Origin of the sequence: Marilutibacter maris (assembly GCF_006546735.2) — a bacterium.
Classification (GTDB): Bacteria; Pseudomonadota; Gammaproteobacteria; order Xanthomonadales; family Xanthomonadaceae; genus Marilutibacter; species Marilutibacter maris.
The window spans coordinates 1-18008 of the sequence record NZ_VICD02000132.1 but is presented as its reverse complement, the minus strand read 5'-3'; the positions used below and the strand labels follow the sequence as shown (position 1 = coordinate 18008).

Annotated in this window: 18 protein-coding genes and 1 pseudogene; 7 read left to right on the top strand and 12 right to left on the bottom strand. The window is 68.6% G+C overall.

Annotation, left to right across the window (positions count from 1 at the left end):
* Window positions 1–107: 107 nt before the first annotated feature.
* The 4 genes from rpsU to dnaG all read left to right on the top strand — a co-directional run bounded on the left by rpsU (window position 108) and on the right by dnaG (window position 3290).
* A complete protein-coding gene (rpsU, locus tag FKV24_RS08370; protein WP_111267721.1) occupies window positions 108–323 on the top strand; it encodes a 30S ribosomal protein S21 in 216 nt (71 codons plus the stop codon).
* Between the two features lie 202 nt (window positions 324–525).
* Window positions 526–972: a GatB/YqeY domain-containing protein gene (locus tag FKV24_RS08365; protein ID WP_111268207.1), complete on the top strand. Its 447-nt coding sequence runs from the start codon at window positions 526–528 to the stop codon at window positions 970–972.
* A gap of 5 nt (window positions 973–977) precedes the next feature.
* Window positions 978–1517: a GNAT family N-acetyltransferase gene (locus FKV24_RS08360; RefSeq protein ID WP_249040963.1), complete on the top strand. Its 540-nt coding sequence runs from the start codon at window positions 978–980 to the stop codon at window positions 1515–1517.
* Window positions 1518–1553: 36 nt separating this feature from the next.
* Window positions 1554–3290 (top strand): DNA primase, encoded by a 1737-nt coding sequence (gene dnaG, locus FKV24_RS08355; RefSeq protein WP_141482044.1) that lies wholly within the window; start codon window positions 1554–1556, stop codon window positions 3288–3290.
* Between the two features lie 19 nt (window positions 3291–3309).
* Here dnaG and FKV24_RS08350 read toward each other — a convergent pair.
* Both FKV24_RS08350 and FKV24_RS08345 read right to left on the bottom strand, forming a co-directional pair.
* Window positions 3310–4450 (bottom strand): annotated as a pseudogene (locus FKV24_RS08350) (acetyltransferase domain-containing protein).
* A 208-nt stretch (window positions 4451–4658) separates the two neighbouring features.
* Window positions 4659–5810: a dipeptidase gene (locus FKV24_RS08345; protein WP_170288253.1), complete on the bottom strand. Its 1152-nt coding sequence runs from the start codon at window positions 5808–5810 to the stop codon at window positions 4659–4661.
* A 118-nt stretch (window positions 5811–5928) separates the two neighbouring features.
* Between FKV24_RS08345 and FKV24_RS08340 the strand changes: the two genes are divergently transcribed.
* On the top strand, window positions 5929–7929 hold the full coding sequence (locus FKV24_RS08340) for a S9 family peptidase (protein WP_141482042.1): 2001 nt from the start codon (window positions 5929–5931) through the stop codon (window positions 7927–7929).
* Window positions 7930–7957: 28 nt separating this feature from the next.
* Here FKV24_RS08340 and FKV24_RS08335 read toward each other — a convergent pair whose 3' ends face one another.
* A complete protein-coding gene (locus tag FKV24_RS08335) occupies window positions 7958–8458 on the bottom strand; it encodes a lipocalin-like domain-containing protein (RefSeq protein WP_111267725.1) in 501 nt (166 codons plus the stop codon).
* Window positions 8459–8558: 100 nt separating this feature from the next.
* Here FKV24_RS08335 and FKV24_RS08330 point away from each other — a divergent pair, with 100 nt between their 5' ends.
* Entirely contained in the window at window positions 8559–9401 is an 843-nt protein-coding gene (locus FKV24_RS08330; RefSeq protein WP_141482041.1) for a LysR family transcriptional regulator, read from the top strand.
* 7 nt (window positions 9402–9408) lie between these two features.
* Here FKV24_RS08330 and FKV24_RS08325 read toward each other — a convergent pair whose 3' ends face one another.
* The 4 genes from FKV24_RS08325 to FKV24_RS08310 form a co-directional block, all read right to left on the bottom strand.
* Window positions 9409–10326, bottom strand: coding sequence for a heme o synthase (locus FKV24_RS08325; protein WP_141482040.1), 918 nt, complete (start codon window positions 10324–10326; stop codon window positions 9409–9411).
* Window positions 10326–11477: a COX15/CtaA family protein gene (locus FKV24_RS08320; protein WP_141482039.1), complete on the bottom strand. Its 1152-nt coding sequence runs from the start codon at window positions 11475–11477 to the stop codon at window positions 10326–10328. Before FKV24_RS08320 ends, FKV24_RS08325 begins: the two co-directional genes overlap by 1 nt.
* Window positions 11478–11575: 98 nt before the next feature.
* Window positions 11576–12133, bottom strand: a complete 558-nt coding sequence (locus FKV24_RS08315) for a hypothetical protein (RefSeq protein WP_111267729.1) — start codon at window positions 12131–12133, stop codon at window positions 11576–11578.
* Window positions 12130–12855 carry an SURF1 family protein gene (locus tag FKV24_RS08310; RefSeq protein WP_111267730.1) on the bottom strand — a complete coding sequence of 242 codons (726 nt, stop codon included), beginning with the start codon at window positions 12853–12855 and terminating at the stop codon, window positions 12130–12132. The genes FKV24_RS08315 and FKV24_RS08310 overlap by 4 nt, the downstream gene beginning before the upstream one ends.
* Before the next feature lie 81 nt (window positions 12856–12936).
* On the opposite strand from FKV24_RS08310, the gene FKV24_RS08305 reads away from it, so the two are divergent.
* Window positions 12937–13161: a twin transmembrane helix small protein gene (locus tag FKV24_RS08305; RefSeq protein WP_111267731.1), complete on the top strand. Its 225-nt coding sequence runs from the start codon at window positions 12937–12939 to the stop codon at window positions 13159–13161.
* Window positions 13162–13282: 121 nt separating this feature from the next.
* Here FKV24_RS08305 and FKV24_RS08300 read toward each other — a convergent pair whose 3' ends face one another.
* The 5 genes from FKV24_RS08300 to coxB all read right to left on the bottom strand — a co-directional run bounded on the left by FKV24_RS08300 (window position 13283) and on the right by coxB (window position 17640).
* Entirely contained in the window at window positions 13283–14161 is an 879-nt protein-coding gene (locus tag FKV24_RS08300; RefSeq protein WP_111267732.1) for a cytochrome c oxidase subunit 3, read from the bottom strand.
* Window positions 14162–14197: 36 nt separating this feature from the next.
* Window positions 14198–14758 carry a cytochrome c oxidase assembly protein gene (locus FKV24_RS08295; protein WP_249040966.1) on the bottom strand — a complete coding sequence of 187 codons (561 nt, stop codon included), beginning with the start codon at window positions 14756–14758 and terminating at the stop codon, window positions 14198–14200.
* Window positions 14759–14814: 56 nt separating this feature from the next.
* Window positions 14815–14949 carry a hypothetical protein gene (locus FKV24_RS20035; protein ID WP_262982910.1) on the bottom strand — a complete coding sequence of 45 codons (135 nt, stop codon included), beginning with the start codon at window positions 14947–14949 and terminating at the stop codon, window positions 14815–14817.
* Between the two features lie 84 nt (window positions 14950–15033).
* Window positions 15034–16647 (bottom strand): cytochrome c oxidase subunit I, encoded by a 1614-nt coding sequence (gene ctaD, locus FKV24_RS08290; RefSeq protein ID WP_141482037.1) that lies wholly within the window; start codon window positions 16645–16647, stop codon window positions 15034–15036.
* Between the two features lie 45 nt (window positions 16648–16692).
* Window positions 16693–17640, bottom strand: a complete 948-nt coding sequence (coxB, locus tag FKV24_RS08285) for a cytochrome c oxidase subunit II (RefSeq protein ID WP_141482036.1) — start codon at window positions 17638–17640, stop codon at window positions 16693–16695.
* Between the last annotated feature and the right edge of the window lie 368 nt (window positions 17641–18008).

The window sequence follows — 18008 nt, the reverse complement described above, 5'->3', positions numbered from 1 at the left end:
ACGGCCCATTGTCCGTCGTCGGGACGACTTGCGACGCAGGACCCGATACGGCTATCATACGCGGCTCGCCCGGAAGGACCGGGCCTGTTCCCGTACCGAGATACCACATGCCCAGCGTCAAAGTCCGCGAAAACGAGCCTTTCGAGTTTGCCCTGCGCCGCTTCAAGCGCACCTGCGAGAAGGCCGGCGTCCTCGCCGAGACCCGCAAGCGCGAGTACTACGAGAAGCCGACCCAGGAACGCAAGCGCAAGGCCGCCGCGGCGGTGAAGCGTCAGGCCCGTCGCGCCTCGCGCGATGTGACCAAGCGCCAGCGCCTGTACTGATCCAGGCACGCCGGGTCGGGCCTGCCCGTTCGGGCTGCTCGATCCTCGGCGCGCGGTCGCCAGCCGCCCGGGACTCCGGTCCTGGGCGCCGCTTGAGCCGCCGAAGTCCGCAAGAAGCCGGCCGCGCCCAGCGCTGCCGGCTTTTTGTGTTGTCGCGCCCAGCCTGGGCGCCTCTCCCTTCCCTCCTTACGGACCCGATGCCATGAGCCTCAAGCAACGACTCACCGACGACATGAAGGCCGCGATGAAGGCCGGCGACAAGCACAGCCTGGGCGTGATCCGCCTGGTCAACGCCGCGATCAAGCAGAAGGAAGTCGACGAGCGCGTCGAACTCGACGACGCCGCCGTGCTCGCCGTGCTCGACAAGATGGTCAAGCAGCGCAAGGACTCGGTCAGCCAGTACGAGGGTGCCGGCCGCGAGGACCTGGCCCAGGTCGAGCGCGACGAGATCGTGGTGATCGAGCGCTACCTGCCGGCCAAGCTGGGCGAGGCCGAGATCCTGGCCGCGGTCGACGCGGCGATCGCCCAGACCGGTGCCAGCGCCCCCGCCGACATGGGCAAGCTGATGGGCGTGCTCAAGCCCCAGCTGGCCGGCCAGGCCGACATGGGCCTGGTCTCGAAGCTGGTCAAGCAACGCCTGGCGGGCTGAGCGCGGTGACGCAGACCGTGACCACCGCGCACCCGGGCGTGGTGCTGCGCCCCGCGGTCCGCGCCGACGTGGCGCTGATCCTGGCGTTGATCCGCGAGCTGGCCGAGTACGAACGCGAACCCGACGCGGTCCTCGCCACCGAGGCCTTGCTGGAGGCGCAGCTGTTCGGCGCGCAGCCGGCGGCCGAGGTGATGATCGCCGAGGCCGACGGCCAGCCGGCCGGGTTCGCGCTGTTCTTCCACAACTTCTCGACCTGGCAGGGCCGGCGCGGCTTGTACCTGGAGGACCTGTTCGTGCGCCCGCAGTTCCGCGGCCGCGGGGTCGGCCATGCCCTGATCGCCTACCTGGCCCGGCTGGCGGTGCAGCGCGACTGCGCCCGCTTCGAGTGGAGCGTGCTGGACTGGAACGCCCCGGCGATCGGGTTCTATCGCCGGATCGGCGCGGTCGGCATGGACGGATGGACCGTGCAGCGCATCGACGGCGAGGCCCTGCGGCGCCTGGCGGCCAGTTTCGCCGACGCCGCCGACCACCCCGAATCCGACTGACCGGAGCCGCCGCCGCGCGTGGCATCCTAGCCGATCATGGCCCGCATCCCCGACGCCTTCATCGATGACCTGCTCGCGCGCACCGATATCGTCGAGCTGATCAACGCGCGCGTGCCGCTCAAGCGCCAGGGCAAGGAGTACTCGGCGCGCTGCCCGTTCCACGACGAACGTTCGCCGAGCTTCACCGTCTCGCCGACCAAGCAGTTCTATCACTGCTTCGGCTGCGGCGCGCACGGCACCGCGATCAGCTTCCTGATGAACTACGACCGCCTCGAGTTCCTCGACGCGGTCGAGGAACTTGCGCGGCACGCCGGCATGGAGGTCCCGCGCGAGACCCAGCAGCGCAACGCCAATCCCGAGAGCCAGGACCTGTACGCGGCACTGGAGGCCTGCGCCCGCTTCTACCGCAAGCAGCTCGACGGCAACGCCAAGGCGCAGGCCTATCTCGACGACCGCGGCGTCGACGCCGCCATCCGCGAACGCTTCGGCATCGGCTTCGCGCCGCCCGGCTTCAACGCGCTGCGCGACGCGCTCGGCGGCGACGAGCGCCGGCTGCGCCTGCTCGAGCGCGGCGGCATGATGTCGCGCAACGACAGCGGCCGCGTCTACGACAAGTTCCGCAACCGGGTGATGTTCCCGATCCTCGACCGGCGCGGCCGCACGATCGCGTTCGGCGGGCGCGTGGTCGACGCCGACGACTCGCCCAAGTACCTCAACTCGCCGGAGACGCCGCTGTTCCACAAGGGCCGCGAGTTGTACGGGCTGTGGCAGGTGCGTCAGGCGCACAACAAGATCCCGCACATCGTCGTCGTCGAGGGCTACATGGACGTGGTCGCGCTGTTCCAGCACGGCGTCGACACCGCGGTCGCCACCCTCGGCACCGCGACCACCCCCGACCACGTCGAGCTGCTGTTCCGCAACGCGCCGGACGTGCATTTCTGTTTCGACGGCGACCGCGCCGGCCGCGCCGCCGCCTGGAAGGCAGTCGAGTCGGTGCTGCCGCGGATGAAGGACGGCCGCCAGGCGTTCTTCCTGTTCCTGCCCGACGGCGAGGACCCCGACTCGCTGGTGCGTCAGGAGGGCCGCGACGGCTTCAACGCGCGCCTGAAGCAGGCCACCCCGCTGTCGCAATTCCTGTTCGACTCGCTGTCCGCCGACGTCAATCTCGCCACGCTCGAAGGCAAGGGCCGGCTGGCCGAGCGCGCCAAGCCGCTGCTGGCGCAGATTCCGGACGGCGCCTTCGCCGACCTGATGCGGCAGCGGCTGACCGAGTTGACCGGGGTCGGCGCCCGCGCCAGTACCCCGGACACCCACGTCCCCGCGCAACGCGCGCGCGCCGGCGCGGGCCCGGCACCGGCCAGACGCAGCCTGGTGCGCAGCGCGATCGCCCTGCTGCTGCAGTCGCCCACACTGGGGCTGGAGCTGCTGCCTCCCTACCGTTTCGCACCGCTGCGCCAACCCGGCGTCGACCTGCTGTGCGAGATGCTGCAACTGGTCTACGAGCGTCCGGACATCGGCACCGGCAGCCTGATCGAACACTTCGCCGACCGCGACGAGCAGGCCTCGCTGCAGAAGCTGGCGGCACAGTCGCTGCCCGGCGAGGAAGCCGCGTGGCGCGCCGAGTTCCACGAGGCGATCGCCCGGCTCGAACACCAGACCCTGCTGCAACGCGTCGAGGAACTCCAGCAGCGCCTGCGCGAGGGCGGGTCCGCGGCGCTGTCGCCACAGGAGAAGACCGAGCTGAGCCAGACCCTGGCCAACTGGCGCAAATAGCCTCGCGCTGCGACGCGGGTCAGAAGTACTTCAGCCAGCCCAGATCGCGACGCCGCACCTTCAACCGGGCGAATCCGCGCGTCGGCCAGTACAGCGCGAACGCCAGCGCGACGCTGACCAGCCACAGGCTGCCGACGCCGGAGAACCCGAACAGCTCGCCCCCGGTTCGGCCCGAACCCGTGCAGGCACGCCAGGTACAACAGTTTCAGCAGGTAGAGGTGCAGCAGGTAGAAGAACATCGGCGCGGCGCCGAATGCGGCCAGGAAACCCAGCCATGACGGCGCCGATTCGAACGCCCTCAGCAACAGCAGACCGACCCCGAGGGTCAGCAGCACGAACAGCAGCGACGGCGGGTATTTGGTCAGGTTGAATACGCTCATCGCGGTCGTCACCGGATCGCTGCCGGCGACCCAGGGCGCATCGCCATAGACGTTCAGCGCGCGCAGCAGGAGGAAGCCCGCCAGCGCGCCGATCGCGGTCAGCGCCAGCCAGTGCCTGCGCTCTGCGGCGGCGACCTCGGCGCGGTACCAGCTGCCGGCGGCATAGCCCAGCGCGATCACCCCGATCCACGGCAGCAGCGGGTACGAACTGCGCAGCCGGAGCCCGCCCAGCTCGATCCAGTCGCGCTGGTGCAGCACCGCCCACAGCGGATGCCAGGGCGAGTCCGCGCTCAGCCGCACACCGTCGAACAGGTTGTGCCCGGCGATCAGCGCCAGCCCCAGCACGACCAGCCACGGCCGCGGCAACCACAGCAGGACGGCCAGCGCCAGCATGCTCAGCCCGATCGCCCAGATCACCTGCAGGTAGATCGCGTCCGGCGGAAACGCCAAGGTCCAGGCGAAGTTGACCAGGGTCAGTTCCAGCACGACCAGGAACAGGCCGCGCTTGAGCAGGAACCCGGCCACGGCCGCGTCGCTGCCCTGTCTGTCGCGGTAGAGGGACGCCGACAACCCGGTCAGGAACACGAACACCGGCGCGCACAGATGCGCCAGCAGGCGGCTGGCGAACAGTGCCGGATCGACCCGGTCCAGGTCCATCGGATCGGCGACCTGGTGATGCAGGTAGAAGGTCTCGCGCACGTGGTCGAGCAGCATGATCAGCATCACCGTCCCGCGCAGCAGGTCGATGGCGGGCAGGCGATGGGTCGGAGCGGCAGGCATCGGCAACGGGAAGGCGCGCAAAAAGGACCGGGAGGGAAGCGAATGGAACGATATAATATTTCATATCGTTCCAAGCAGGCGCCCTACCCGTGCCCGCCTGCCCGGCCCCGCTGCTGCCGACGGGCTCAAACAGCCCGGCGCCGGTCCCGCCATCGGGTGGCTCCGCGGACACCGTCAACCGGCGGTCCCGCGCCCGCTTGCCGCAAGCTCAGCCCCACACCTCGCGCATCACCCGGGCGAAGTTGCCGCCGAGGATCTTGCCGATGCGCGCATCGGAATGGCCGCGTCGGGACAGCAGCGCGGCGAGGGTGTCGAAGCGGTCGGCGCTGTTGAGATCCGGAATGAAGGTGTACAGGTCGTCGGGACGGTCCTTGGCGAAGATGCCGTCCTCCTTCATCCCGCGCATGAACTCGCGGTTGTTGCGCTCGAACTCCGGCGTGCGCTCCACCGGCGCGATGGGCGTGTCGGTGCCGATGCCGACGTGGTCCTCGCCACAGACATCGATCGCGTGCTCGATATGGCGAACCACGTCGATCGCCATCGGCTGGGTGTCGGTGCGCAGGTAGGGCCAGAAGATGATCCCGGCCACGCCGCCGCGCTCGGCCATCGCCCGCAGCTCGGCATCGGCGGTGTTGCGCGGCAGGTCGGCCAGCGCGCGGCAGCCGGTGTGGCTGATCAGCACCGGCGCCTTCGAGGCCGCGATGCCCTCGCGGATCGTGCGCTGCGAGCCGTGCGCGAGGTCGACCACGATGCGCTCGGCATTGAGCCGCTCGACCACCTGGTGGCCATAGTTGCTGAGCCCGGCGTTGCCCGGCTCCATGCAGCCGTCGCCGACCAGGTTGCGGCGGTTGTGGGTCAGCTGGATCACCCGCACGCCCAGTTCGCGGAACATCGGGATGCGCTCGATGTCCTCGCCCAACGGCTCGGTGCCCTGGAAGCCGAAGATCATTCCGACCCGACCGGACGCATGCGCCCGCTGCAGGTCGTCATGGCTGCGGATCGCGGCCAGGTGGCCTGGATGGCGCTCGATCAAGCCATTCCACTTGTCGATGTTGGCCCTGGCCCGTTCGAACGCGGCGTCGTCGAGCCAGAAGCGGCCGGCCGGGGCGACGGTAAGCAGGGTCGCGGCCAGTCCGCAATCGCGCGCGGCCCGCAGTTCGCCCGCGATCGCCGGGTCGCCCTCCTCCAGGTAGACCAGCATCAATCCCGAGGCGCCATCGATCGCGACCGTATCCCGGTAGGGTGGCCAGGCCGGCGTCCGCGGGCCGGCCGCCATGGCCAGGGACGGCAGCGCCACGCCGGCCGCGGCTGCCGCGGTCAAGGCGGTGAGCTGTCCAAGGAACTCGCGTCGGTCCGACATGCCATTCTCCCCGATGGATGCTGTCCGGACTCTAGCGCAACCCATTCGATGGCTCACCTGCCCCCGCGGCGCCCGCGCTAAGCTCAGCGGTTCCAACGCCCCGGGGAAGCGCCACGCCATGCCGCACGCTCGAATCCGCAAGACCGCCCTGCTCGCCACCGCCCTGGTCGTGGTCAGCGCCACCGTCCAGTCAGCACCCGCGGCCGGCCAGGACGTTGTCCGGGTCGAGGAGGGCAACCGCATCAGCGAGGACATCCCGGCGATCCCGGACGCGCTGGTCGAGCGCCTGAACCGCTACCAGAACACCCGTGGCGCCAACGTCGCCGGCTGGCTCGGCGACGATTGCCTGCTGGTCGCGACCCGCTTCGCCGAAACCGCGCAGGCCCATCGCGTGTGCCAGCCGCTGGGCATGCGCGAGCAGCTGACCTTCTACCCCGAGCCGCTCGCCGGCATGGTCGCGGCACCGCCGCGGGCCTGGCGCCAGGGCTTCGTGTTCGCCAAGGACAGCGGTGGAGACGAGTTCTCGCAGCTGTACTGGTTCGATGCCCGGACCCGTGGCAGCACCCTGCTGACCGATGGCGGACGCACCCAGAACAACGAGGTCGTGCTCAGCCGCGACGGCGCCCTGATGGCCTACACCAGCACCGCCCGCAACGGCACCGATCGCGACATCTGGGTGCGCGACACCCGCAGCGGCCAGGCCCGGGCGGTGGTCACCGAGGGCGGCAGTTGGGGCGCCCTGGATTTCTCCGCCGACGGCAAGCGTCTGCTGGTCAGCCGCTACGTCTCCATCGCCGAAGCCCATCCGGGCGAGGTCGATCTCGACAGCGGCGAGCTGACGATGTTTCCGGTCGACGGCGGCAAGGCCGCCTTCGGCGCCTTCCGCTACGCGCCGGATGATCGTGCGGTGTACTACGTCTCCGACGAGGCGGTCGACGGCGCGCCGCAGGAGTTCCGCAGCCTGCGCCATCACGACCCGGCCGGCGGCGCGCCGGCCATCCTCAGCGCCGACATCCCGTGGGACGTGAGCGAGTTCGCGCTCGCCGACGACGGCCGCCATCTGGCCTTCGTCAGCAACGAGGACGGCATCGGCCGGCTGCACCTGCTGTCGCTGCCCGGACACCGCCCGGTCGCGCTGCCCGAGCTGCCGATCGGTCTGCTCGGCGGCCTGGCGTTCTCGCCCGACGGCCGGCGCCTGGCGCTGACCCTCAACAGCGCGACCTCGCCCAGCGACGCCTATGTGATCGACATCGACGCGCGCACCCTGACCCGCTGGACCCGCAGCGAGGTCGGCGGCCTCGACACCGGCCGCTTCGTCGCCCCCAGCCTGATCCACTTCCCGACCTTCGACCAGGCCGGGAACGGCGGGCCGCGGATGATTCCCGCGTTCTACTACCGCCCGGCCGAGGCCGCACCGGGGCGCAGGCTGCCGGTGGTGATCCAGATCCATGGCGGCCCGGAGAGCCAGGCGCGTCCGGGCTTCAGCCCGACCGCGCAGTTCCTCGCCAACGAGCTCGGCATCGCCGTGCTGGTGCCGAACGTGCGCGGCTCGGCCGGCTACGGCAAGACCTATCTGAGCCTGGACAACGGCCCCCGCCGCGAGGACTCGGTGCGCGACATCGGTGCGCTGCTCGACTGGATCGCGACCCGGCCCGAGCTGGATGCCGACCGCGTCGGCGTCTACGGCGGCAGCTACGGCGGCTACATGGTGCTGGCCTCGCTGATGCACTACCCCGAGCGCATCCGCGCCGGCGTCGACATCGTCGGCATCTCGCACTTCGGCACCTTCCTGAAGAACACCGAGGACTACCGCCGCGACCTGCGCCGCGCCGAGTACGGCGACGAGCGCGACCCGGCGATGGCGGCGCTGTTCGACCGGATCTCGCCGCTCAACGGCGCCGCGAAGATCACCTCGCCGCTGTTCGTCGCCCAGGGCCGCAACGACCCGCGGGTGCCCTGGACCGAGGCCGAGCAGATCGTCGAGGCGGTGCGCGGCAACGGCCAGCCGGTCTGGTACCTGCTGTTCAACGACGAGGGCCACGGTTTCCGCAAGAAGAGCAATGCCGACCACTTCACCGCGGCGACGATGCTGTTCTGGCAACAGCATCTGCTCAAGTGATGCGAATCAGTCACGAAGTGGGCATGCCTCATTCCTCCAGCCGCAGCCATACCGAGACTGGGATGCTGCCGTCCGGCCGCGGAGGCACCCGGTAGCTCAGCGTGTTCCCCTCCAGGGTGTAGCTGCGCTGTTGCACGCTACCTTCCCAGTTGGGGAATGAAGCCCCTTCGATGCGGAACCGCAGGACGCCCTGCTGTGCGTCCGATTCAATCGTGCCGTAGTGGGTGCTGGAACCCAGCACCGCTGCGGCGAATTCGTCGCCGCTGCCGCCGGCCTTGCCGGCGGAAGCGAAGCGCGGGCGCTCGGACTTGAAGATCTGCAGCGAATAGCGCCCGTGCGCATCGACGATCAAGCGCCCCTTCGGTGCATTGCCGTAATCACGCACGCGGCTGCCATCGGCAAGGATCTTGTCCGCCGCCAGCAGGTTCCAAGTGCCGCGCAGCGGCGAAACCGGCGCCGGCGGCTCGGGTACATCACGGATGGCCAGTCCAGTCAGAGTGGCAAGGGTCATGGTGATCAAGGCTTTCATTGGCGGCTCCAAAGCAGGCGATGACGGCAGCCTACGTCGCCTGTATCATTCCAAGAAGACATCCATAGATGTTTCTATAATTCCATAATCGAATTTTTGAGTGAAATCGCTTGATGTCGACGCAGTAAAGGCCTTCGTCCTGGTCGCCGAGCTGCAGGGCTTCACCCGCGCGGCCGATGCTCTGGGCGTCAGCCAGTCCGCGGTCAGCATGAAGCTGCGCAAGCTGGAACAGCAGCTGGGCCGACGCCTGCTGGAACGCACGCCAAGGCACGTGCGTTTGTCCGCCGAAGGCCTGATTTTCCTGGCGGCCGCACGCGAACTGGTATCCAGTCACGACCGCGCCGCCGAGGCGTTCGCCATCGGAGTGCGGCGACTGGCGGTCGGCGTCAGCCACCAACTGGTCGGCGGTGAATTGCCGGGCCTGTTGCGGCGACTGCATGAACGCCACCCTGGCCTGCGGCTGGAAATGCGGGTGGCCGGCACCCGCGAGCTGATGCAAGCCTTCGAACACAATGAACTGGATGCGGCGCTGGTGCTACGTCCGGACGATGGGCGCAAGCGCGGCCAAGCCGCGTTCGCCGAGGAGTTCTCGTGGTTCGCCGCGGCCCGCTGGCAGCCCCGCGCCGACCAGCCGCTGCCGCTGGCCACTCAAGGCAACCTCTGCCGGGTGCGCGCCGCAGCGGTGGCGGCGCTCGACCGGGCCGGGATCGCATGGAACGAGGTCTTCGTCGGCAAGGGCGCGGCGGTGCTGGGCGCCGCCGCCGCCGGAGGTCTGGCGGTGGCCCTGCTGGCCAAGCGCACGGCCCCTTCCGGCACGGTCGACGTGGGTGCGGAACTGGGCCTACCGCCGATTCCCGCCCAGGACGTGATGCTTTATGGCGCGCTGGGCGACCCCGGCTCGCGCGAGGCGCTGCGCACCCTGGTGTTGGCCTTCCGCCAGTAGCGCCTGCTCAACCGGCGTGCAGCCACGGCCGCAGCCAGTGATCGACCATCAGGAACGCGAACAGCGCCATCAGGTAGACGATCGAGTAGTTGAACACCCGCATCGCGTAGAACTCGTCCGGCGGGTCCATCAGCTTCCAGGCATGGGCGAGGAACACCAGGCCCAGCACCAGCGCGCCGCCGAGGTAGAACAGCCCGCTCATGCCGAACACCACCGGCAGCACGCTGACCACCACCAGCAGCACGGTGTAGAACAGGATCTGCCAGCGGGTGTATTCGACGCCGTGGGTGACCGGCAGCATCGGCACCAGCGCGCGCGCGTAGTCGTCGCGGCGGAAGATCGCCAGCGCCCAGAAGTGCGGCGGCGTCCACACGAAGATGATCAGCACCAGCAGCAGCGCATGCGGCCAGTCCCACTCGCCGCGCATGCCGGTGACCGCGGCCCAGCCCAGCAGCGGCGGCGCCGCGCCGGCGATGCCGCCGATCACAATGTTCTGCGGCGTCGCCCGCTTCAGGAACACGGTGTAGATCACCGCGTAGCCGATCAGCGAGGCGAAGGTGAGGATCGCGGTGATCGTGTTGACCCAGACCACCAGCACCGTCATCGACAGCACCGCCAGGACCAGCGCGAACGCCAGCGCCCTGGCCGGGGTGATCTGCCCGACCACGATCGGCCGCCACGCGGTGCGCGCCATCTTGGCGTCGATCCGCGAATCCAGCAGTTGATTGATCGCGGCCGCGCTCGAGGCCGCCAGCCAGATGCCCAGGAAGCCCAGCACCGACTCGCGCAGCGGCGGCATTCCGGGCACCGCCAGGAACATGCCCACCAGCGCGGTGAACACGATCAGGGCGACCACCCGCGGCTTGGTCAGGTCCCAGTACTGCTTCGCGGTCGCCGCGAAGCCTTGGCCGGTGGAGGAAGTCATCAGTGCTCCGGCGCCTCCAGGCGGGCCAGCAGCGACACCATCGCGAACAGCAGCACGACCGCGCCGGCGTTGTGCAGCACCGCCACCACCAGCGGCAGGCCCAGCATCACGTTGGCGATGCCCAGGCCGACCTGGACCAGCGCCATCGCCAGCACGAACACGCCCCAGCCGCGCATGCCGGGCAGGCGCATCAGCCGCACCGCGAACGCGATCAGGTAGGCGAACACCACCATCGCCATCATCCGGTGGGCGAGCTGGATCGCGATGCGGGCCTCGCCGTCGAGGATGCCGCCCTCGTAGTCGACGCCGATCCCGCGCCACAGCACGAAGGCCTCGCCGAAGTCGTGACGCGGCCACCACTGGCCGACGCAGGTCGGGAAGTCGTTGCCGCAGGCCAGCGCCGCGTAGTTGGCGCTGGTCCAGCCGCCCAGTGCGATCTGCACGCCCAACAGCAACAGGCCGAGCATCACCCAGCGCCGCAGCTGCGGGGTATCGGCCAGCCGGATCGGCGCGGCGGTCGCGCGCCAGGCCATCCACAACAGCAGCGAGAAGGTCAGCAGGCCGCCGAGCAGGTGCCCCATCACCACGATCGGTTTGAGCAGCCAGGTCACCGTCCACATGCCCAGCAGGGCCTGGAAGATGATCACCGCCAGGGTCAGCGCCGCCACGCGCGACAGGTCCAGATTGCTCCAGCGCAGCGCCGCCGCCAGCAGGATCGCCTCGCCGAGGATCGCCAGCGCCGATGCCGCGACGTGCTCGCCATGCATGTAGAGCGGAATGCCGATCGCGACCAGGCCGGCCGCGACCAGGATCTGGGCCATGCCGTAGCGCCGCTTTCGCGCCGCCAGCAGGGCCAGCGCCAGCACCAGCAGGCCCAGGGTCGCGGCCAGATGGCGGTGGACCTGTTCGCGCCAGGCCTTGTGCGACTCGAACGGACGGATCGCCGAGGCGGCGTGGTCGAGCGCGTCGGCGCTGGCGCCGGGCCAGGTCGCGCGGCCGTAGCAGGTCGGCCAGTCCGGACAGCTCAGACCGGCATTGGACAGGCGCACGAACGCGCCGAACACGATCACGCAGGTCGCCAGCGCCACCGCCAGCCAGGCGATGCGGTGGAAGTGCTTGGAGAAGGTAGCGGCCTTGAATGGGGTATTCATTGGATTCTTGTCATGGGGCCCCGTTGGACGCGGGCCTGTCGGTCATTTCCATCGATCGCAGCCGGGCCGCGCACGGTCCCGCTGCGGGACGCTGGCCCTCAGCGCAGCTTGAGCAGCTTGACCATGTCCTTGCGCAGGCCGCCGGGATCGAAGCCCGGAGCGTACCGCAGAACCACGAAGCCGTTCGGGTCGAGCACGTAGACCGGCGCGCCGCCGGCATCGGCCTGCGGCAGGTGGCCGCGCAGGCCGCCATCGTCGGCGATCTCGAACAGGGTCCCCGGGCGCTTGACCGCCTCCGGCCAGCGCCCCAGCCACAACACGTGGACGCGGTCGGCATCCTTGTTGAACAGTTCCCAGACCAGCTCGACCTGGCGCGCGACCTCGGCGCATTCGGTGCCGCACCCGGTGGGCGCCGCGACCACGATGCGCCAGGTACGCGCCTCCGGGTTCCACAGGTAGTCGGCGCCGTCGATGTCGCGCGGCACGCTGGCGCGGGCGTCCACCGCCGGCTGCAACAGCTCGCCGTGGTTCTTCATCCCCTCCGGCTTCCAGCCGGAGAAACGCAGCAGGCCGGCCACGGCCATGCTGCCGAAGAACAGGACCGCGATCAGGATCAGCGCGGTGCGGTTGCGGTTGCGGGTCTGGGTGTCGTTCATCGATTCGTGGATTTTCTTCTGAAAGTCAGTACCAGCGCGGTTACCAGCACCGCCAGCGCCAGCGCGAACCACTGCACGGCATAGCCGCGATGCTTTTCCGGCGGCAGGGTGTTGGGCAACAGCTCCAGGTCGCGCTGATAGCCGATCTCCAACTGCGGGTCCAAGCGCAACACCCGCGGCGGCAGGGCTTGCAGCCCCAGCGCCGACGGCAGCGCCTGCGCATCCAGCCGCGTCACCAGCAGATTGTCGCCATCGTCCGTCTTTTCGACGTCCGCGCCGACCAGGCCGGCGGAAGGCGGCCGGACCAGCAGGCCGCGCACCGCCATCCGGCCCTCGGGACGCGGCACCGCCGGCATCCGCCGGTCGCCGGGCAGTGGCAGCCAGCCCAGGTCGGCCAGCAGCATCATGCCGTCGTCTTCGGCGAACAGCCGGTACACCCGCACACCGGTGCGGCCCTCGTGCTGCTGATTGTCGAGCAGCACCGCCGGCGCGTCGACGAACTCGCCCTGGCCCTGTGTCCAGTCGTAGTCGCGCGCACGTGCGGGGTCGGCCGCGAGCGACAGCGGCAACGGCCGCCGCGCCGTCAGCACCGCCTGCGCGGCATCCAGCATGCCCTGCTTCTCGACCGCCCGGCGCGACTGCCACAGGCCGAGATTGACGAACCCGACCATCGTCAAGATCGCCAGCGTCCAGCCGACCAGCAGGTTGCGGCGACGACTCATCGGCCCGTCACCGGCGACTTGGCGGACACGGCCTGCGATAATGACAGGCTCGCATCAGCCGGCAGTCGATCGGAGGCCGCCATGAACGACTCGTTGAAGACCCTGCTGGTCATTGCCTTTCTGATCGTCATCCTCTGGAACCTGGGCGCCGGCCTCTACTACATGCTCGTCGACAAGGGCGAGAGCCGCCGCACCGTCAAGGCGCTGACCCGCCGCGTCGCCCTGTCCGTGGCCTTGATCCTGCTGGTCGTCCTGGCCAGCTACATGGGCTGGATCGAATTCCACGGCGTCGGCCGCAACCCGTAAACCGACAGCGGGATTTCGGGATTCGCAGAAAGCAAAAGAGCGACGGGGTGCCGTCGCCTCTTGCTTGGGGACGGGAATTCCGCCGCGGCGGACTCCCGGTCCCGATTTCGATGGTCCGCCCTTACAGCACGTAGACGAACAGGAACAGGCCCAGCCAGACCACGTCGACGAAGTGCCAGTACCAGGCCACCGCCTCGAACCCGAAGTGGTCGTTCTTGCTGAAGTGCCCCTTCAGGCAGCGGAACCAGATCACCGCCAGCATGATCGTGCCGAGGGTGACGTGGGCGCCGTGGAAGCCGGTCAGCATGAAGAAGGTCGAACCGTAGATGCCCGAACCCAGGGTCAGATTCAGCTCCTTGTAGGCGTGGATGTATTCCTCGGCCTGGAAGAACAGGAACACGCAGCCCAGCAGCACGGTCAGGCCCAGGAACAGCAACAGCTGGGCGCGGTGGCCGGCCTTGAGCGCGTGGTGGGCGATGGTGACGGTGACGCCGGAGGTCAGCAGGATCAGGGTGTTCAGCAGCGGCAGGCCCCAGGCCGGAATGGTCTGGAAGCTGCCGCCGATCGAACCCGGGCCGTTGGTCGGCCAGGCGTTGCTGAAGCTGTTCCACAGCAGGCTGTGGGTCATCACGCCGTCGCCCTCGCCGCCCAGCCACGGCAGCGCGAACTGGCGGGCATAGAACAGCGCGCCGAAGAAGGCGCCGAAGAACATCACCTCGGAGAAGATGAACCAGACCATGCCCATCCGGAACGAGGTGTCGACCTGCTTGTTGTAGTTGCCGCCGACCGACTCGCGGATCACGTCGCCGAACCAGCCGAACAGCACGCCGACCAGCAGCGCGACACCGACCAGGAAGGCCTTGCTGCCCCAGCTGATGTCGTTCATCCAGCTGGCGAGGCCGATCATGGTCACGAACAGCGCGATCGAGCCGAGGAAGGGCCAGCGGCTGCTGTGCGGGACGAAGTAGACGTTGGCGTCTGGCGAATGTGCTTGGGCCATGGCGGCGGTTCCGTTCAGAGCTGGAGCGTTTACAGATCAGGGCGCGGCCCGCGGTGCGGACGTCGCGTTCCCGTGCGGGGAAGCGGCGGCCTGCTCTGCGGTCAGCACGTCGTTCTTGAAGAAAGTGTAGGACAGCGTGACCGTCTTGACGTCGGCCGGCAGGTCCGGATCGATGATGAAGCGTACCGGCATGTCGCGGGTTTCGCCCGCCTGCAGGGTCTGCGCGGTGAAGCAGAAGCACTCGGTCTTGTTGAAATAGCCCGAGGCGCGCGCCGGCGCGACCGACGGCACGGCGCTGCCGACGATGACGCGGTCGCTGTTGTTGTGCGCGTAATAGGTGGTGTCGTAGGGCTGGCCGACCTTGACCTTCATCGTGGTCTGGTTCGGCTTGAACGCCCACGGCAGCTTGGAGTTCACGCCGCCGTCGAACTCGACCGTGACCCAGCGCGCCTCGACCGCCGTGGCCGAGGTCTCCTCGGCGGCGGTACGTTCCAGGCGGATGCCGAACACCTTCTCGCAGGCGATCCGGTACAGCGGCACCAGCATGAACGAGAACGCGAACGCGCAGACGCCGACCCCGACCATCACCACCGCCATCCGCGCGCTGGCGCTGCGGCCGCCGCCGGACGACGCCTTGTCGGTCGACGGCGCGGTCATTGTCCGAACACCCCGCTGAGCAGGAACGCCACGTACACGCCGACCGCGATCAGCGCGACCCAGACCGCCGTGCGACGCGCCGCCTTGCGGCGGGCATCGAGATCATGGCGCGGGTCGTGGGATGCGGTCATCGACTGATTTGGATCAAGCGTGGCTTTCGTGAAAAGTCCGCAAAAGTCCGCACATGAAGTGCGGGCCCTTGCGAGGGATTCGCATCAATGACTGACGTCGCCGTGGGCGAGGTCGCCGTCGCGGATCACCGGCGGGGTGCCGAAGGTGTGGTGCGGCGCCGGGCTCGGCACGGTCCACTCCAGGCCCTTCGCGCTTTCCCACGAACGTGCCTCGGCCTTGGCGCCGGTCTTCTTCGAACGCCACAGGATGAAGGCCATCATGAACGGCGTGACGAACATGCCGAACGCACCGATCGAGCTGACCAGGTTCCAGTCCGCGAACACCACGTTGTAGTCCGGGATGCGGCGCGGCATGCCGGCCAGGCCCAGGAAGTGCTGCGGGAAGAACAACAGGTTGACGAAGATCATCGTCCACCAGAAGTGGAACTTGGCCATGCCCTCGTTGTACATGCGCCCGGTCCACTTCGGCCACCAGTAGTAGACCGCGGCGATGATCGAGAACAGCGCGCCGGTCACCAGCACGTAGTGGAAGTGGGCGACCACGAAGTAGGTGTCGTGGTACTGGAAGTCGGCCGGCACGATCGCCAGCATCAGGCCCGAGAAGCCGCCGATGGTGAACAGGATCACGAAGGCGATCGCCCACAGCATCGGCGACTCGAACGAGATCGAGCCGCGCCACATCGTGGTGACCCAGTTGAACACCTTCACGCCGGTCGGCACCGCGATCAGCATCGTCGCGAACATGAAGTAGATCTCGCCACCCAGCGGCATGCCGACGGTGAACATGTGGTGGGCCCACACGATGAACGAGAGGAAGGCGATCGACGCGGTCGCGTACACCATGGCCTGGTAGCCGAACAGCGGCTTGCGGCTGAAGGTCGGGATGATCTCCGAGACCACGCCGAACGCCGGCAGGATCATGATGTAGACCTCGGGGTGACCGAAGAACCAGAAGATGTGCTGGTACATCACCGGGTCGCCGCCGCCGGCCGCGTTGAAGAAGCTGGTGGCGAAGAACTTGTCGGTCAGCAGCATGGTGACCGCGCCCGCCAGCACCGGCATGACCGCGATCAGCAGGAAGGCGGTGATCAGCCAGGTCCAGCAGAAGATCGGCATCTTCAGCAGGTCGATGCCCGGCGCGCGCATGTTGAGCACGGTCGCGATCACGTTGATCGCGCCCATGATCGAGCTGATGCCCATCATGTGGATGGCGAAGATCACGAAGGCGACGTTGTTGCCGCCCTGCAACGACAGCGGCGGGTACAGGGTCCAGCCGCCGGCCGGGCCGCCGCCCGGCAGGAACAGGGTCATCAGCAGCAGGCTGAAGGCGAACGGCAGGATCCAGAACGACCAGTTGTTCATGCGCGGCAGCGCCATGTCCGGCGCGCCGATCTGCAGCGGGATCATCCAGTTGGCCAGGCCGACGAAGGCCGGCATCACGCCGCCGAAGATCATCACCAGCGCATGCATGGTGGTCATCGAATTGAAGAACTCGGGGCTGACGTGCTGCAGGCCCGGGTGCGCCAGCTCGGTGCGGATGATCACGCTCATCGCCGCGCCGACGATGAACATGATGAAGCTGAACACCAGGTACAGCGTGCCGATGTCCTTGTGGTTGGTCGAGAAGAACCAACGCTCGATGAAGCCCTGCTTGTGGGCGTGGTCGTCGTGGTGGTGATCTGCGTGGGTGACGGCCATGGCCTAACCTCGAAGAAACGTGCTTGCGCGAAGCAAAAAGGGGGGTCAGCCGGCGACTGCCGCGTCGTCGACGTCGGCAGCGGCGGTGGCTTCGGTGTTCTGCTCGTCGGCATCCGCCGGCGCGGCTTCGTCGGCGGGCGCGGCGGGCGCGGCCTCGACCGGCGCGGGCACGGGCTTCTGCGCCGCCAGCCACTGCTGGTACTCGTCCTTCGGCACCGCCTTGACCACGATCGGCATGAAGCCGTGGTCCTTGCCGCACAGCTCGGCGCACTGGCCGCGGTAGATGCCAGGCTCGTCGATCTGGGTCCAGGCTTCGTTGACGATGCCGGGGATCGCGTCCTGCTTCCAGCCCAGCGCCGGCACCCACCAGGCGTGGATCACGTCGTCGGCGGTGATCACGAAGCGGATCTTGGTGTCGGTCGGCAGCACCAGCACGTTGTCGACGTCGAGCAGGTAGTGCTCGTGGTCCTCGGCGGTGACGGTCTGGCGGGTCTGGCGGGTCTGCTGGCGCAGCTCGTCGCTCTTGCGGTCCAGGCGGCTGGTGAACTCCACGCCCTCGCCCAGGTACTCGTACTTCCACATCCACTGGAAGCCGGTGACCTTGACGGTCATCTCCGAGTCGCGGGTGTCGTACATGTTGATCAGCTTGCTGGTGGCCGGGAAGGCCATCAGCACCAGCAACGCCACCGGAACCACGGTCCAGATGACCTCCAGCTTGGTGCTGTGGGTGAAGCTGGTGTCGGGCTTGGCGCCCTTGGAATGGCGGAACTTGACCATCGCCACCGCCATCGCACCGAACACCAGGATGCCGATGCCGACGCAGATCCACAGCGCCAGCATGTGGGCCTCGTAGGCATTGTGCGACAGGTGGGTCACGCCACGGCCCATGTTGAGCTGCCACGGCTTGGGATCCGCCGCCTGCGCCTGCGCCAGCATCGGCAGCGCCATCACGGCGACGCCTGCTGCCCACTGCTTGAACCAACCGGCTTTCATCACTCTCGAGCCCCAGTAAATCGAATCAATCAAATGGTGTCTTGGGTTGCTCCGCGGGCTGCCCGACCCGGCCCGGTTCGCGCACCCCGGTACAGGCAGGTGTGCGCGGAAGGACCGTCCGACTCAGGTGGCTGGCGAGCCCATCGCGCCATGCGGGGGCCCATCACGCCGCGTCCGGCGCTACGGAAAACCGGGAAATGGTAGCGAGCGGGGGGCCCTGCGACAAGACGCCGCATCTCATCGACTCCCCGGCAAGGCCCGCACCTCCGCCCCCAAGCGACTGATAACACAGGCAAAAGCCACGGGGTTTGCGCTCCCGGTCGGGTTCCGGCGGTGGCCGCGCCGACCCCGGTCCGGGGCCCGTGCGG

What these genes read in the sequence shown, in the direction of transcription:
- rpsU (WP_111267721.1), top strand. Translation starts at nt 108, where the DNA reads ATGCCCAGCGTCAAAGTCCGCGAAAACGAGCCTTTCGAGTTTGCCCTG.
- FKV24_RS08365 (WP_111268207.1), top strand. Translation starts at nt 526, where the DNA reads ATGAGCCTCAAGCAACGACTCACCGACGACATGAAGGCCGCGATGAAG.
- dnaG (WP_141482044.1), top strand. Translation starts at nt 1,554, where the DNA reads ATGGCCCGCATCCCCGACGCCTTCATCGATGACCTGCTCGCGCGCACC.
- FKV24_RS08345 (WP_170288253.1), bottom strand. Translation starts at nt 5,810, where the DNA reads ATGTCGGACCGACGCGAGTTCCTTGGACAGCTCACCGCCTTGACCGCG.
- FKV24_RS08340 (WP_141482042.1), top strand. Translation starts at nt 5,929, where the DNA reads ATGCCGCACGCTCGAATCCGCAAGACCGCCCTGCTCGCCACCGCCCTG.
- FKV24_RS08335 (WP_111267725.1), bottom strand. Translation starts at nt 8,458, where the DNA reads ATGAAAGCCTTGATCACCATGACCCTTGCCACTCTGACTGGACTGGCC.
- FKV24_RS08325 (WP_141482040.1), bottom strand. Translation starts at nt 10,326, where the DNA reads ATGACTTCCTCCACCGGCCAAGGCTTCGCGGCGACCGCGAAGCAGTAC.
- FKV24_RS08320 (WP_141482039.1), bottom strand. Translation starts at nt 11,477, where the DNA reads ATGAATACCCCATTCAAGGCCGCTACCTTCTCCAAGCACTTCCACCGC.
- FKV24_RS08315 (WP_111267729.1), bottom strand. Translation starts at nt 12,133, where the DNA reads ATGAACGACACCCAGACCCGCAACCGCAACCGCACCGCGCTGATCCTG.
- FKV24_RS08310 (WP_111267730.1), bottom strand. Translation starts at nt 12,855, where the DNA reads ATGAGTCGTCGCCGCAACCTGCTGGTCGGCTGGACGCTGGCGATCTTG.
- FKV24_RS08305 (WP_111267731.1), top strand. Translation starts at nt 12,937, where the DNA reads ATGAACGACTCGTTGAAGACCCTGCTGGTCATTGCCTTTCTGATCGTC.
- FKV24_RS08300 (WP_111267732.1), bottom strand. Translation starts at nt 14,161, where the DNA reads ATGGCCCAAGCACATTCGCCAGACGCCAACGTCTACTTCGTCCCGCAC.
- FKV24_RS08295 (WP_249040966.1), bottom strand. Translation starts at nt 14,758, where the DNA reads ATGGCGGTGGTGATGGTCGGGGTCGGCGTCTGCGCGTTCGCGTTCTCG.
- FKV24_RS20035 (WP_262982910.1), bottom strand. Translation starts at nt 14,949, where the DNA reads ATGACCGCATCCCACGACCCGCGCCATGATCTCGATGCCCGCCGCAAG.
- ctaD (WP_141482037.1), bottom strand. Translation starts at nt 16,647, where the DNA reads ATGGCCGTCACCCACGCAGATCACCACCACGACGACCACGCCCACAAG.
- coxB (WP_141482036.1), bottom strand. Translation starts at nt 17,640, where the DNA reads ATGAAAGCCGGTTGGTTCAAGCAGTGGGCAGCAGGCGTCGCCGTGATG.